Annotated in this window: 18 protein-coding genes and 2 pseudogenes; 4 read left to right on the plus strand and 16 right to left on the minus strand. The window is 60.2% G+C overall.

The annotated features are described in order from the left end of the window. From parA to IVA98_RS25010, 6 genes and pseudogenes are all read right to left on the minus strand, one after another. A partial coding sequence (parA, locus tag IVA98_RS24985; protein ID WP_247355700.1) for a ParA family partition ATPase occupies window positions 1–567 on the minus strand: 567 nt, incomplete at its 3' end. Beyond that, window positions 564–1,679, minus strand: coding sequence for a replication initiator protein A (locus IVA98_RS24990; RefSeq protein ID WP_247355701.1), 1,116 nt, complete (start codon window positions 1,677–1,679; stop codon window positions 564–566). The genes parA and IVA98_RS24990, both read right to left, overlap by 4 nt. A 15-nt stretch (window positions 1,680–1,694) precedes the next feature. Further along, window positions 1,695–1,946 (minus strand): helix-turn-helix transcriptional regulator, encoded by a 252-nt coding sequence (locus tag IVA98_RS24995; protein ID WP_247355702.1) that lies wholly within the window; start codon window positions 1,944–1,946, stop codon window positions 1,695–1,697. Between the two features lie 220 nt (window positions 1,947–2,166). Further along, the gene (locus tag IVA98_RS37725; RefSeq protein ID WP_524536410.1) at window positions 2,167–2,808 is read right to left on the minus strand and encodes a DNA -binding domain-containing protein; all 642 of its coding nucleotides are present in this window, start codon (window positions 2,806–2,808) and stop codon (window positions 2,167–2,169) included. Beyond that, window positions 2,744–2,953 (minus strand): transcriptional regulator domain-containing protein, encoded by a 210-nt coding sequence (locus tag IVA98_RS25005; RefSeq protein WP_247355725.1) that lies wholly within the window; start codon window positions 2,951–2,953, stop codon window positions 2,744–2,746. Before IVA98_RS25005 ends, IVA98_RS37725 begins: the two co-directional genes overlap by 65 nt. Before the next feature lie 129 nt (window positions 2,954–3,082). Then, a pseudogene (locus IVA98_RS25010) lies at window positions 3,083–3,346 on the minus strand (DUF2285 domain-containing protein). A 229-nt stretch (window positions 3,347–3,575) separates the two neighbouring features. On the opposite strand from IVA98_RS25010, the gene IVA98_RS25015 reads away from it, so the two are divergent. Beyond that, the gene (locus IVA98_RS25015) at window positions 3,576–3,809 is read left to right on the plus strand and encodes a helix-turn-helix domain-containing protein (RefSeq protein ID WP_247355704.1); all 234 of its coding nucleotides are present in this window, start codon (window positions 3,576–3,578) and stop codon (window positions 3,807–3,809) included. 43 nt (window positions 3,810–3,852) lie between these two features. On the opposite strand, the pseudogene IVA98_RS25020 reads toward IVA98_RS25015, so the two are convergent. The 3 genes and pseudogenes from IVA98_RS25020 to IVA98_RS25030 form a co-directional block, all read right to left on the minus strand. Further along, a pseudogene (locus IVA98_RS25020) lies at window positions 3,853–4,581 on the minus strand (class I SAM-dependent methyltransferase). 436 nt (window positions 4,582–5,017) lie between these two features. Further along, the gene (locus tag IVA98_RS25025) at window positions 5,018–5,344 is read right to left on the minus strand and encodes a DUF736 domain-containing protein (RefSeq protein WP_247355705.1); all 327 of its coding nucleotides are present in this window, start codon (window positions 5,342–5,344) and stop codon (window positions 5,018–5,020) included. 603 nt (window positions 5,345–5,947) lie between these two features. Further along, complete coding sequence (locus IVA98_RS25030; RefSeq protein WP_247355706.1) at window positions 5,948–6,370, minus strand: hypothetical protein; 423 nt, start codon at window positions 6,368–6,370, stop codon at window positions 5,948–5,950. A 405-nt stretch (window positions 6,371–6,775) separates the two neighbouring features. Here IVA98_RS25030 and IVA98_RS25035 point away from each other — a divergent pair, with 405 nt between their 5' ends. Continuing rightward, entirely contained in the window at window positions 6,776–7,195 is a 420-nt protein-coding gene (locus IVA98_RS25035; protein ID WP_247355707.1) for a hypothetical protein, read from the plus strand. A 143-nt stretch (window positions 7,196–7,338) separates the two neighbouring features. Here IVA98_RS25035 and IVA98_RS25040 read toward each other — a convergent pair whose 3' ends face one another. The 5 genes from IVA98_RS25040 to IVA98_RS25060 all read right to left on the minus strand — a co-directional run bounded on the left by IVA98_RS25040 (window position 7,339) and on the right by IVA98_RS25060 (window position 10,688). Further along, complete coding sequence (locus IVA98_RS25040) at window positions 7,339–7,530, minus strand: hypothetical protein (RefSeq protein WP_247355708.1); 192 nt, start codon at window positions 7,528–7,530, stop codon at window positions 7,339–7,341. A gap of 203 nt (window positions 7,531–7,733) precedes the next feature. Continuing rightward, window positions 7,734–8,087, minus strand: coding sequence for an integration host factor subunit beta (locus IVA98_RS25045; RefSeq protein ID WP_247355709.1), 354 nt, complete (start codon window positions 8,085–8,087; stop codon window positions 7,734–7,736). 729 nt (window positions 8,088–8,816) lie between these two features. Then, window positions 8,817–9,023: a cold-shock protein gene (locus IVA98_RS25050; RefSeq protein ID WP_247355710.1), complete on the minus strand. Its 207-nt coding sequence runs from the start codon at window positions 9,021–9,023 to the stop codon at window positions 8,817–8,819. A gap of 106 nt (window positions 9,024–9,129) precedes the next feature. Beyond that, window positions 9,130–9,624 (minus strand): GNAT family N-acetyltransferase, encoded by a 495-nt coding sequence (locus tag IVA98_RS25055; protein ID WP_247355711.1) that lies wholly within the window; start codon window positions 9,622–9,624, stop codon window positions 9,130–9,132. Window positions 9,625–9,830: 206 nt separating this feature from the next. After that, window positions 9,831–10,688, minus strand: coding sequence for a protein-L-isoaspartate O-methyltransferase family protein (locus tag IVA98_RS25060; RefSeq protein ID WP_247355712.1), 858 nt, complete (start codon window positions 10,686–10,688; stop codon window positions 9,831–9,833). 119 nt (window positions 10,689–10,807) lie between these two features. On the opposite strand from IVA98_RS25060, the gene IVA98_RS25065 reads away from it, so the two are divergent. Further along, window positions 10,808–11,395, plus strand: coding sequence for an RNA polymerase sigma factor (locus IVA98_RS25065; RefSeq protein ID WP_247355713.1), 588 nt, complete (start codon window positions 10,808–10,810; stop codon window positions 11,393–11,395). Further along, window positions 11,395–11,685, plus strand: coding sequence for a hypothetical protein (locus IVA98_RS25070; RefSeq protein WP_247355714.1), 291 nt, complete (start codon window positions 11,395–11,397; stop codon window positions 11,683–11,685). The genes IVA98_RS25065 and IVA98_RS25070 overlap by 1 nt, the downstream gene beginning before the upstream one ends. Before the next feature lie 138 nt (window positions 11,686–11,823). Here IVA98_RS25070 and IVA98_RS25075 read toward each other — a convergent pair whose 3' ends face one another. After that, the gene (locus tag IVA98_RS25075; RefSeq protein ID WP_247355715.1) at window positions 11,824–12,774 is read right to left on the minus strand and encodes a phosphotransferase; all 951 of its coding nucleotides are present in this window, start codon (window positions 12,772–12,774) and stop codon (window positions 11,824–11,826) included. Between the two features lie 151 nt (window positions 12,775–12,925). Beyond that, window positions 12,926–13,870 carry a DUF2493 domain-containing protein gene (locus tag IVA98_RS25080; protein WP_247355716.1) on the minus strand — a complete coding sequence of 315 codons (945 nt, stop codon included), beginning with the start codon at window positions 13,868–13,870 and terminating at the stop codon, window positions 12,926–12,928. Window positions 13,871–14,164 lie beyond the last annotated feature (294 nt).

Consider the following 14,164-nt stretch of genomic DNA (forward strand, 5'->3'; position numbering starts at 1 on the left):
TTCGAAGACGAGCCGGCCGGACTGCGCGGCATCCGCGAAGACGACGCGCTGACCGATGGTGCTGGTAAGCACCGGCGGATCGTGATCGGCGAGTGTTTCCGCTGTCTCGCGGGCGATGATCGTGCGTGCGCCGCAACGGTTGAGCACAAAGCGGGCGGCGAGTTGCGGACGATAGATGCGGGCCTCGCGCAGCAGGTCGAGCATCTCGGCGGATGCCCAACCGTCGAATGGCGATGGCTGCACGGGGATCAGCACGAGGTCGGCCGCCAACAGCGCCGATCGCATCAGTCCGGCGACGCGCGGTGGTCCGTCAATGACGACGTGATCGGCAGCGCGCGCGATCTCCGGCGCCTCGCGATGGAGTGTGTCGCGCGCAAGACCAACGACGCCGAACAGCCGCGCGACGTTCTCCCGCGCCCGTTGCTGCGACCAGTCGAGTGCCGAGCCCTGCGGGTCGGCATCGATCAGCGTCACCCGCTTTCCACGGAGCGCCCATTCGCCGGCGAGGTGCAGGGCGAGCGTGGTCTTGCCGACACCGCCTTTCTGGTTGAGCAGCGCGACAATCATCGCCGGCCTCCCGTCTTTTGGTCGGGATGAGGTAGAGATTGTTCGCTTGGATGCTCGGTTGGCGGCTCAGCGCTCGCGGCGGCGTTATCCGCAACATGCACCGACCCACTACAACAGTTAGATTCTAAGTTAGACTCTAAGTTACGGCCCGGGATCGTCGCGTCTTGCCAAAGCGTTAGATGTGGTTTGCACTCCCGAAGTCCCGATACCGGCACGCCCGAAGTCCCGATAGCGCGAACGCCCGAAGTCCCGAGCTGATCCACAGCGCCGTCCACAGGTACTGTGGATGACTTGCCCGGCAGGATGCGCAGCAGCTCACGCCGATCCCTGCGCTCGATGCTCAGGCGGTAACCGGGCAGCGGCTGACGGGCAGCGATCCGGCGGAGGTCGAAGGCGAAGTCAGCGAGCTTGGCGAGGCTGCCGGATTTCTCGTGGAGGTGTGCGACCTCGAACAGCCAACCTGTCGGTTGGCGGCCGGCATGCTTGCGTGCGACGCGGTACAGCCAGCGCTCGATGCCACCGGTTAGCCGGAAGTACGCCGGGTCGATGGTGAGAACGAGGGAGCGATCAATGACGCCCCGATAGAACCAGTCGGGGAGCACGAACTCCATGCCTTCGACGCGACCGTCGGCCCTTGCGCATTCCTCCCACTCGTTGATCCAGGAGAATTGGTGACGCCGCCAATGCTCGCCATGTCGGATGCTGGTGCGAATGACGGTCGCTTGCAGGCGGGCCAGCGCCCCCTTGAGCAGCTTGTAGTCCCGCGCCCCGGTCTGTCTGCCGACTGCAACAAGAAGCTGGTAGGGCGTGAAGCGCAGGAACCGCGAGGTCTTGAGGCCGAGGTTCTCAGCCTCGACAATCTGGCTGGCCGCCCAGATCAGCACGTCGGCGTCCCAGATCGTCGCCATGCCGTGCTCGGGAACTGCATAGACTTCGACGCGGACGTCGCCAGCCTCGTAGAGGATCGGCGTCGTGCGCTTGGCCTTGGCGAGCGAGAAGAATGGCCGCTCCATCAGATCGCGCTGATCGCGTGGGCTGGCGTCGCCCGTGGCGACGATGAACGGGTCGAGCTTGCTTCGCTCGCTGGGCGTGATGAGGCGGCGCGACGACATGGGCGAACGCGACCGTTAGCGATGTGCATTGCCGGAGGCGCGCGCCTTGACGTAGCTCGGATCCGACGTCGAGCTGCAGGCGGCCTGATCGGCCCAGGCTTCGAGATCGCCGATGGCGTAGACGACGCGGCCGCCGAGCTTGCGGAACGTTGGGCCGTTACCGTGGCAGCGGTACTTCTCCAGCGTGCGCGGCGACAGGCCGAGGAGGCGCGCGGCCTCGGGAGTGCGCACGTAGCGTGTGGTAAGCTGCGCGGACCGGTCGAGCATGGGAGATCTCCGTCTTGCCTCAAAGCGCCGCGGCCAAGTCGCGGCATGTCGGGGCCAGAGTGGCGGAGAGTTTTGGCGTTGGGGGTGGACGAAAATATTTGCAGGCTCGTGTCCCCCTTTCGGGTCCCTTTCGGGGGCGACAAGGCAAGCTGAGACATTGCCAGCGAGGCGCGGCGCGAACGGTGCGATTGCAGCGGATTGTGTGGAAGATTGACGCGCGTCAGAAGCCGCGCAGGAGTTTCAGATAGCCTCGCTCGACCAGGGCGATCGAATCGTGAATGAGGCGGTTCGCCTTGCGGCGCGCATGCGAATCCTTCCACTCGACCGAACGACGCTGCGCGTGATCGGAGGTGAGCACCTTCGCTGCCACGTCTCGTGGGCCGCCGCCCAGGTCGTGGACGTCGAAGGCATGAAGGAGCTGGATCAATCGCCTTTTCTGAAACGACGTCAGCCGCAGAGCCGCCGGCAGAAGACCGACACGCTGGTCCCCAAGACGACGAACGAAGTTTAGCGCGACTTCGAGCCGCAGCTCGCCCATGCTGTCGAGCGGCACGAGCACAGCAGGACGTCGCGCGGCCTGCTCGTCTTGCAGGCGCAAGTGAAGCTCGCCTGATTCGTCTGCGATCACCAGCTCACGTCCGTCGGCATCTAGCCGCTCGATGAGCGGCTGCACAAGGACGTTACGATCGACCGATGTGGCGATATCGAAGCCGGACGGTGCCGGCTCCAGGATCAGCGTTCCCGGCGATGCCTGGGGCAGCCATAGGGTCGGTTCAGGTCCAACGGGAGCGGCGGGGTCATGGGCGACACCGTAACCTCCAACGACGTGCGAGTTCGGAATGGACAGCCTTGGGATCAGCACCCTCGCGCGTGATCTGGCGCTGTGCGCGGGCGAAGTCGCGGCGGTAGTCAGCGTTGCGGCGAAGGAACTCGAGGGCGAAGCCCGGGCGTTCGAGGCGACTTAGGCGTTCAATCGTCTCCGGCGAGCGCCAATACTGTGTGGGCATGGTGTCCTCTTGCTTCTTCACGTTCCGCGCTCCCCAGCGAAGGCCACGGCACGATCAGAAAAGAGGGCTCGGCAAGCTAGACCTCGAAGTTGCATCACGCGTGATCGCAACTTGCGTGACAGGAGCAGCTCACTGCATCCTTGGTTCCAACAAATACTGATATCCGGCGTCCGTCATCCATCGTGCGCGGGCCAGATGGCTATCGTGGACGACCTTGGCACGATCCGGTTCTCGGGAAGGATCGAGACCAAAGAGCGCTTCAACGACCTCACGCCAGTCGGCGCCTTCCTCCTCGGCCATTAACAACCGAACGTAGATTGCAAGATGTTTCTCGTCTTAGGCGTTCACGCGATCGGTTTGTGGCGGCTGGTCCTGAAATGGCAGTTCGTTCATTGCAATCATCTCCCCTCAGCATCAAAGCAATGCCAGACATTCATTTGACGGCGGGAACTTTGCAACCCGCGAAATGTCGCGCGACCTCCGCCGTGATGCGCAGGCCGCATCACGGCGTCCCCGCAAGGAGCAAACGACAACTCGTCAGGGCTTATGAATAACACGGCCTCGTACGAATCGGAACGATCGTTCCTGGAACGATCGTTCCGATGTGAGTTCCCTTGTCGCCATGGATCTCAAGGAGGTCATGGCGATCAATCTGCGTCGGATACGTCATGTGAAGAAGATGACGCAGGAAGAGCTGGCCGACGGTGCCGGCCTAAGTGTCCGTTATGTCGGCGCAATCGAACGCGCCGATGTGTCGGCGAGTGTGACGGTGCTGGGCCGGATCGCGCAGGCGCTAGGCGTCGAAGCCGTTGACCTGATCAAGCGCACGACAGTTCATCCTCATCGTACGCGATGACAAGATGCGCTTGCGCGATTGAGCCGACAACTGACTTTGGATGCTACCGTTGCGCGGAAACGAGAAGCATCATCGGGCGCTCCAACTCTTCCTCCAGTTCAGGCGTTTGTGTGATCTGCTCGGGGGACGGGGCGAACTCTTCGACGGCCAGGATCCGGAAGCCAGCACGGATCAATGTGTTGAGCGTTGTGCCGATGGTCCGGTGATACTTGATTACGCCTTTCGCAAACCAGTCGGTCTGGCGCTCCCCTTCGATCGAATAGCAATTGACTGGCCAAGTCTTGCGCCCGTCCTCGTCGGCGATCCAATGCGGATGGACCGCTGCCATGAAGATCGGATGCTCGATGGTGAATACGATATGCCCGCCAGGCACGAGTGCCTGGTGGACCATGCGAACGAGACGGCTGAAATCCCTGATATAGTGGAAAGTGAGAGCACTATAAGCGAGGTCAAAGGCTGCCGCCGGCAATTCAATCATCTCCAAGTCTACGACCCGGTATTCGATTCCTGGATCGTTGGTATCCGCCTTTGCCCGGCTGATCATGTTTTCGGAGAGGTCCAGGCCGAGCACCGAGTTTGCGCCTTGCTTGCGCATCCAGCGCGATACTCAACCAAAGCCGCATCCCAGATCGAGGACGCGCTTGCCGGAAACCGTTGGCAAAATCGCGCCTATGGAAGGCCATTCAGGCGCACCGTCCAGACCGCGAATTTGTCTCGGAAGCTGGCTGTAACCGGCGAAGAAATCGGGATTGTCGTAGATATTCTGTGCCATGGTGTTCTCCATCTGCTGAGATGGGACGAGGCACAATCACAAACCCGAAAACCTCGTCCGCGAGGGGCGAGGCCGAGCTTGGCGATACGCTTGATCAGTTAGCGCGATCGACATCCCGGCATCCCGCCTATGGGAATGCCGGCAAATCGGGAAACAATTTGGGTGTCCTTGTCGATCATGGCTTGAACATCCCCTAATCGATTGCTCTGGTCAAGTCATGCCACATAGTCTGCGCCAACAGCAGCTCTTGCGCGCGACATCGGCACACTCGCAAATGCCAACTTGCGCGCGATCGGATTCCTTCGCTCCAAATAGATGAGGCAACGCCATCCTATGCGGAACATCGCAAGATGCGTGGGCGCAAGGTCTGCCCGGCCAGTCCTTCATCATGGCGATGCCCCGCCCGGACCAGCCGGGCGAGGCATCGTGGATCTGCTCAGTCGCCGTTGCGACGGCTGGGGCGAGACCAGATCAGGCTGAAGCCCTCGCCGTTCTCATCGTCGAACAGGTTGGCGAAGATCGGAGCGGTGAAGCTCGGATCGTCGAGCTTAAGACCGAGGTAATCGCGGCCCTCGTTGGAGCGCTTGGACCACCCGGCCCCAATCTCAACTCGGCCGCAGTAGACCCGGTGACTGGGGCTGTTCTCGCCCGAGCGGCTGGTCTCGGGGACGATTCGGACGTTCCTGGCCTGAAGCGAGAGAGTCACGATCTCGCCGTTGAACTCGTTGTTGCCGGTCTTCTTGAAGGTGCCGATGGTCGCCATTGTTGTTCTCCTCGATCTCTGTTTTCCGAGCCCGCACCTTGCGGCCTCGATGGTGATCGAAGGGCCGGAGGCGATCGACGGCGCACCCCGAAGGGGCTCGACAGCAAAGGAGGAACTTTCTTGCCTCGCGAGGAATGACGGCGCAGCCGGCAGGGGAAGAAAGTTGTGACGCCGCTGTTGCGCCTTAGGCGATCGAGGCGTCAGCCGGCCTTCGGCCAGATCAATCCATCAAAGAGGCTGTTCGGTGCGTCTCGGCCTGACAGAGCTGGCATCAGGGAGAACCTGGCGACTTCGACAGCACCGAGAGTCCGGCGAGTGAGTTCGGTGGTGGCAGGCGCCCTCTCCTGTCAGCAACGGTCGGATTTGGCGTTCGTGATCGCGCCTCGGCGGGACGGCCCGTTCACGTTTGTTGTCGCGCCATATCCTTGAGACGACACCGCTTGGTCCATGTCTCCATGATGACATGACGAAGCTGGCCTTTGCGAGGGTCGCTCGAGCTTCGTCAGCCAGATCGGCCTCATTCGACTAGGCGATGAGGACCGCGTGCATTCCGGATATTTGTCCAGTCCCGCCCTCAATGTGAGGCTACATTGACCGCTAGCATTACCCGGCAGGTCCGGGCGTGGTCCTTCCGGTGATGCGGATGAACGCCGTGATGCTGACGGCGATTGCCCCCACGACAGCAAATATTGTCTGCCAGTTCGGTGCAGCCATCGCCATTAGCGCGATTCCATGCGTCGCGCTGTAACCGGCGACAGTGGCTGGCGCGACGTAGAGGACGACGACCAGCATTCGAAGCCAGGCCCATGGCACATAGGCGAGCGCAAGCTGGCCGATGCCGAAGGTCGCGCCACCTGCGACGAGACCCACGGCAATGCAGCCGAGCACACCGGCACCGGTATGAAAGGCCCAGATGCCGGTCGTGAGGCCGACGAAAAACGGGAGAGCAAAGACAGCTAAGGTGAATAGCAGCCAGCAAAAGAAGCCAATGCCGGTGATGACGAGCAGCGGTCCGAAGATGATCATGGCGGTGGGCTCCGTGAGATAGAGGTTTAACGGTCGCGCCTTCCACCACCACCACGGCGCGTGCATGAGTATAGCGGAGACGACTGTAAGCGCGAGCGGAAACCCCGTGGCCGCCAGGCCTCCGCGAGGCTCGGTTCCTTCATCGCTGGAACGAGTCGAATTCGTCCTTATGCGCAGGTGAGCATAACCACGACCACAGGAGACGACAGAAGTTGACCAATTCGATTCGGTCGCGCGCCAGAATATTTTATCTGCAAGGGCGATGGTTGAGAGAACAAATTGTTAATGGGTCGCCGCCAGCCGCTCCCTCAGTTTTCAGCTTTTGGATAATCCGGCACATCGGCGCAGGCCCTGATGCCGCCATGTACCAATGCAACTGGTGCTTGCCCCCCTGGAGAGATTGTTATGGCAAAGTCCCCTCAAATCGCCCTCACGCCGTTCTTCCGCCCCCGCGATGAAGACGCTGAGGAGCAACAGATGTATGTAGCGGGATTCGTCGATGAGGAGGACGAGGCGTGGGGTACGCTGATCCCACTGGAGGCGGAGATGGTTGAGCAAGCCGTTATGAGGCACCAGACATTCGGCGTTTGGTGCAACTCAGACGGCCGCATCCAGCCGCAGCCCGATAGCGACGGGCTATTTGAACACCTCCTCGATAAAGGTCAATTGAAGGAGACGCCGCTCGACGAACTGGTTGCCGAGGCTATCGAAGAAGGCAGGAATGAACCCAATGATGAGATTCTCGACATGTTCGAGACTCTCCATGAACGGCTGGTGCGCGCCACGAGCGCAGTCGCTGACGAGATTGCGCGACGCAGGCGATGAAATGCAGGCGCGAGAGCGCTGAGTGAAAGAGAATCTGGCTGCGTATGATACCTGGCCGAGCGAAGGTATTCCCACCATCGGGACAGGCAGGCGGCTTCAACCCTCATCAGATTGACTCGCGCCGGCTTCATTTGGATCGAGCATCAGCCCCAACTGATGGGGGTATACGGAACTCGACGGCGCTTCAGTTCTTCCTCAAGGCGCAGCGCTTCTCGTTTCGCAGTTTCGCCCAACAGACGATGTTTGCTACCTAGACGCAGATCGGCCGCAACTTGCTGCCGAATATTTTCGTAGAGTTTAAGGACGCTCGCGTCACTTAAATCCTGGATGGCCATCGACATCTTCTCAAAGACATTCACGAAATAAAATGGAGCCGCAGATGAGATCCACGGCTCCCCGGGAAATAGCTCAATAAGAAGCAATGTAGTCCAGCCCCGGTGCCGACCTCAGAGTGCCCCGTTCATTGAGATTTGTGAAGCATCAATGGCGCTTACGTTTGCGAGAACAATATTAAGGTTGTTTCTTCACCACACCGGGCTCAGCCCGACCACTTGGGCTGCCCGGACGTCCTTAGACTGTCTCGGAGGGCAAAGTTGCCGGCTTTCAGTCCCGCGTCACTGTTGAGTCGTTCGTGCATTTCCTTGCTAGCCTTGAAGTGCGGAAGACGCTTCTCGTCGACCGGCACGAGCGCGCCCGTTCGCGGATTTCTGCTGATGCGAGCCCGCCGTTGCTTGGCAGAAAACACTCCGAATCCACGAAGCTCCACCCGATCACCGCGCGCGAGCGCAGCGACGATCTCGCCCAGGATTGCATTGACAATGTTCTCGACGTCACGCTGATAAAGCCGCGGATTTCGGCCGGCGATACGCTCAACGAGTTCGGACCTGATCATTGACACTGGCGTCCACAGAATTTGTGGGCGATCATTTCTCGAAAGCGCTAGCGCCTGTCAAGCCGCAGTAGGCGTCCCGACAACCAGAGCCCGCCGAACGCAGGTGGGCTGAAGATGTCGAGCATTTGAGGTTTGTCATCGTCCGGTAGCGCTAGCATTCGTACCTGAAGGTCGCCTGCAACCGCTTCAACTCGGGAGGACAACGGCTATGGGCCGACGCCAACATTTCGGAGTCGTTTGCCCCCAATGAAGGTTCGATACTCTGAAAGCTGGAGGAATTGGGCAACGGCCAGATCACCGGTCTTGACTGCTTTTGCTGAGATGGATGGCGTGGTCGTCGCCGAGATAAAGTGCGACATGTGCTCCCCAAGGATTATTCGTTCGATTGAAAAGCAAAAGGTCGAGTGGCCTGAACTCGCCGGACACCACGAAGGTCTCGCTGGTTTCTTGCCATAAGTTGCTGGAACGAAATGGAAATATTTGAAATCCGAAGTGCTTAAAGCAGAGCATACGCGAAATTATTGGCAGTTCGGGCTTTCGGATATGGTTGGAAGAGCGCGTTAATCAAACCGGCGTTGTTGACCCATCACGATTTTTGCAGCAGCCGCGCAAAGGCTGTCGATGTCGGAGCGAGCCAGACATTGACGAAGATCCATGCGTCTCGAGCCCCCCGCAATCCTGCGCCGATGCGCTTCAAGCATTGTGAGAATAGGAAAGCCCCGAGCGGCGTCACCCTAGACGAAGATTTTCAGCCGCTTGTTTGCCACTGCGGTTCGTCACCAGCTCATAGCTGACCTTCGCGCCCTCAACGAGCGAAGTATAACCCGCCTTCTCGACTGCCGAGATGTGCACGAAAACATCATTGCCACCGCCGTCCGGTGCAATGAACCCATATCCTTTGGTTGGGTTGAACCACTTGACAGTCCCTAACGCCACGTCATTCGCTCCAAATAAAAAACACCCTGAAATCTAGATCAGTCGGCACTGCGTCCGCAAGTCTCCTTGCGACAACGCCCTCTCGAAATGGCGCGACTGACATATGTTACGATATTTGTGCCATTTCCATGAGCACGATTTCAATCGGCTCTCCTCCAACACCGTGAGAGAAGAATCCTTTCTGAATAGCTCTGAAACCATGACGCTCATAGAACGGCTGCGCATTGAGCGTGGACTCTATCTTGATCGGTCCCGAATATCCCCTCTTCGCGTTTTCCACGCCTGCTTTGAGCAGACGCTTGCCAAGTCCCCGACCCGCTGCCTTAGGCAACAAAAAGAGCCGCGTCACCTCGCCAGGATCCGAATCGACGAACCCCACCACCTCGCCTCCTTGCTCAGCTACAATCGTGCGGCCCTTCTTGATGATGTCCTCGTAGTGTTCGGCAGTACGTTGTCCCATCCACTCGACGAGTTGTTTGCTCGTGTAATGACTCCTTCCCAGCCCCTGAATGGATTGCACCGTAACATCGAACAGCGACCGACCGTCGCCAGCACGAGCCGGACGCAAAACGATTTCAATGCTCTGATTAGAGCTGCTCATGGCTGCCGTCCTCTGTAAATACTACACTCCAAAATGACTGTTTCAGAATCTAGCTGCAGTCTTTCTGCAAAGTTGTCCGATTGAGCGAAGGCCGGACGAGGTTCCAAGGCCACATCCGCCGGATTGCTGCAACAAGTTAGCCGCCGACGTCTTCAATGATCCCAAGCCGGCTCGAAGATCGCTCGTGCCACCGCGATGGCGGCCTCTTATTCTGCAGGATGGCGTTCAAGCCAGAATCCTGGCCCTTGAAACCAGACCTTTTCGGCGTTGTCGCATTGGGGATCACCGACGTGCAGCGCGCGGATCGGAATTTTGCCGGGCGGCAGGCCTTCGAGCGCGGCATGCAGGCGCTTTCCCGCCTCCTCGTCGCGTCCTCCGATGCAAGGATAGATAGAGACAGCGCCAATCGAAGAGGCCTCGAACTGGTTTCGACGCCGGATGACGCGGAGAAGAAAGCCTCTCCAGGAGTCATCGGTCAGCGGCATCAGAAGCCGGCCGCCTTCGACCAGGCGATCGAGCCAGAGGCGGGATGGGTGGGTGGGCCCGGCGAATACGATGACGACGTCAAGTTCACCAACGTCCACGGTCCGGCCGTCGCCTGAGACGACATCGACCTGCGGCCAGTTCGCGAGATTCGCCTTGGCCTGCGCGGCTAACATTGGATCAGTTTCGATCGCCGTCACGCGACCAGTGGATCCGACGATCTCCGCCAGCACCGCGGAATAGTACCCGGTCCCGGCACCGACCTGGAGCACACGTTCTCCGCGCGCGACGTCGAGATGCTCCAAATTGCGCGCCCAGAAGCTGGGCATTCCATTGTTGAGGTTGCGGTTCGCATCGATCGTCACGAGAACGTCATGATATAGCCAGCGTGGGTCGGTATCGGAGGTCAGGAATGCGTCGCTGTACGGGTCCGAGATGATGCGCCAGGGTCCGGGGCCGACGAATTGCTCGCGCGGAACAGACGCAAATGCCTCGATCAACTGCGGGTTACGCAGGACCGGGACTTTGTATCGCAGGTCTTCTGCATACCAGCGGCGCGCCGCTGCCAACGTGTCGTCCATGAGGGCTCTCCCAATACGATACAAGCGGTGCGCCTGAGGTCCGCGAGCGCGGACACGTCAAAAATTATTCTCATCTGATGTCCGCACTGGGCTTGGTGAAGCGCATATATCGTGTGACCATGGAACGATTGACGATAGCTCCCAAGGCTGATGAGCGGGTTGCACACGCCGCTGATGTCGCGTCCGCCATCGATGCCCTCTCCGATATCGAACTCGTGCGCCTAAAAGCTTTGGCGCGGCTGTGGAGCCGCGACTTGCCAGGAGGACTGGGTTGGAGTGACATCCTCCACGAAGCGATCGCACGCGTCCTCGACGGCTCTCGCCCGTGGCCGCCCGATGTACCCATCGTGCCATTCCTGTCGGGTGTCATGCGCAGCATCTGCAACGACCATTGGCGGCGAGCGCGGCTCGAGCGAAGGCTGCTTGTGAGCCGCGATAATCCGGACCAGCGAAATTGGCCACCCTGTGAGGAAGCCGATGAGGTGCCCGATCCTGAGCGGGTCCTGGCCGCCGCACAGACGCTGGCCAACATCTATCGGCTGTTCGAAGCCGATCCACTGGCGCTAAAGATCATCGCGGGCATGGCCGACGGCCTGGCGGCTAGAGAGATCTGCAAGGTCCACGATATGTCAGAGCTCGACTACGACACGACACGACGGCGGATGCGACGTGCCTTGCTGCGCGACCCACGGAATTGGAGCAAGTGATGACCCGCTGGCACCCAAGTCTAGATTTGGCCCGCCTGCTCGAGACACTGAGCGGGGAAATCCTTGCCACGACCGATGAAGAGGTGCGGCAGACGTCCAGCCTTCAAGGATGGAACGTTGCAGGCGCCGCGCTCGAGGTCAGAGATCTGATCAGCGCTGCGGGTGCGGACGCGGATGAAAATCCTCATCGGAACTTTGATCAGGACCGGAACGAAGACTCCGGCGAATCCGCAGCTGGGCTGCGGTTGGCGCGCCGGCGGCGATCGTCGGCACATCATCACCGGCATTAAGCGAGCGCAGAGGACACAGCAAGGAGGATGATAGGCCGGCGATATCGTCCAGAGATGACTCCCGCTTCGCCGCCGGAATCCGCGGCGACATTGCAAAGAGTTAAACGATCATCGAGTTCCGTCTCAACGCAGTCCACATCAGGAGACGAATGCGCGAAGTTCGCTCCGGGCAGCCCTGCCAATCGTTGTCTCCGCCCGGTTCAGAACGACATCCCATAGCGCAGCGTCGAGTTCGCAATAGTCGAACAAGAATCGCAAAATGCGCAGCTGGTGCTCGGCAACCAGCCAACGCGCAAACAGGACGAAGGGCTCACTTTCAATCAAGCCGTATCCACCCAGGAAAGCCCTCCACAGAGCGCCAGCATCGCCGTCGTTCATGTTTTCCAACCAGAGGGCCATGGCCGCTACGTCGAGCCATTGAGGGCCGCGGCCACAATCGTCGAAATCGAAAAATGCGACGCGCTCATCTTGAATCCGCATGTTCATCGGCCTGACATCGCCATGACAAAGACCTGTCGGACCGATTGGCTTGTTTGCCCCCAGGTCCACTAGCAGATCCATTGATCTGCTGAATTCGGCAGCGATCCGAGGAGATTTCTCGGCGATCATCGCGAGCGTCTCCTTGTCCCTAGTATCGCTCAAAAGCTCCCTGTTCGGCGCGAGGGGCGTGAGCCCAGTCTGTCGATGCAGATGGGACAGTGCAACACCGGCGCGATACCAATCGGCCGTGATTGCGGCCAGCTCACGTCCGACCGCCGGAGCGAACACGCCAAGAAGGCGCTTGGTGCCGTCAGGCAATTCAAATGTGGAGAAGGATCGCCCCTCACGATCAATGAGAGGGCGAGATACGTCAAGCGCGGGGGTATCTTCAACGGCCAGGAGCACAGCCATTTCGCTCGCCACGTCGGCGGCTGAACGGCGACAGGTTCGATACAGGCGAATGAAGGCACGGTCTTGCACCCCGTCACGAGCAACAAAGGTCCAGTTTGCCCCCTTTATGACGGTAGAGACGCTGCCGGCGAGGCCGTAGGTATCTGCAACGTACGCGGAAATCGCTCGTTCGACTGTCGCTCTAAATTCCTGTTCCATGTCCGCCTGCCTCGTGCTGAGGCGCGCTCGGATATCACAAACACAGCGCCCCGTCTCGCGACGGCCGGCATGCCGCGACAAAGCAGCCATGCAGCGCCATGGAAACGTGATCGGAAAGGGAGGGCAAAATCGCAGCGCTCGTTTGGCGCGGTCAACTTGGACCTGACACCGCTCGCCCGAAGTTCCAGACTGGGATGCCAAGTTTCTTCGCCTTGTCGGCGAGATTGTCCTGGATGCCGGTGCCGGGGAAGTGCATCACCCCGATTGGCAGCTCGTTGAGCATCGCATCGTTGCGCTTGAACGGCGCGGCCTTGTTATGCTTCGTCCAATCCGGCCTAAAGGCGATCTGCGGGACCTTGCGATTGTCGGCCCATTTGGCGGCGATCAATTCGGCGCCCTTCGGCGATCCGCCGTGTAGCAGAACCATGTCCGGATGCTTGGCGTGGACTTGGTCGAGCTTGTTCCAGATCAACCGGTGATCGTTGAAGTCGAGGCCGCCGGTCAGCGCCACCTTCGGTCCTGCGGGCAGAAGCAGCTGGTTGTCGGCGCGCTTCTTCGCTGCGAGAAAATCACGGCTGTCGATCATGGCTGCTGTGAGATGACGGTGATTGACCTTCGATCCGTTCCGCGGACGCCAAGCTGAATGGGTATGGTGCTCGAAGTGTTCGGCGGCCTGGTCGCGCATCAGCTCGAAGGCGTTGCGACGCTCGATCAACGTTTGGCCCTCTGAAGTCAATCGCTCCAGCTCGACGGATTTGATCTCGCTGCCGTCCTGCTCCCGTTGCGAGCGCTGCTGCGCCAGCTCGTTATCGTCGAGCTCGCGCTCGATCCGGTCGATGGCGCGGTGGAAGACGTTCACCGTCGACCAGAGCAGGTCCTCGAGGTCGGGTTCAAGGCGGGTGTCGGACAATGCCACCATGAGGGCGTCGAAGATGTCGGCGATGCTGCCGGCGAGTACTTGTGCTTCGGGAAGCGGCCGGGGATCGGGTTCGTCCTGGAAAGGGCGGTAGCCATAGAGCTGGAGTTCCTGGAGAACCTGGCCGGTTGGGGATGAGCCCTGCTGCGGTTCGAAATCGTCGTGGTGGTCGGTGGTCATTGCGGCTTTCCTTCGTCGGATCGACCGCGCCCATCGCGGCCTTCATGGCGACGAAAGCGGCGAGCGGAACGGACTTGCACCCGCAGCACAGCGAAGGGCCGAAGCGGAGCGGAGGACCGAAGGGGCCGACTATTTTGCCTCGCGATGTAAAGGCGGCTCTGCCGCCGACGGAAAATAGTCGGCTCCCGAGGTTGCCGGTCCGGGCCGCTTGCCGCCCGATCGCCCTCTTAAGAAGGCCGTGGGAGCGGTCCTCTCCGGCGCCGAGGGAAGCAGGACCGCCCGCCTGGGGATAAT

This window comes from Bradyrhizobium sp. 160 (assembly GCF_023073735.1).
In the GTDB taxonomy this organism is placed as follows: domain Bacteria; phylum Pseudomonadota; class Alphaproteobacteria; order Rhizobiales; family Xanthobacteraceae; genus Bradyrhizobium.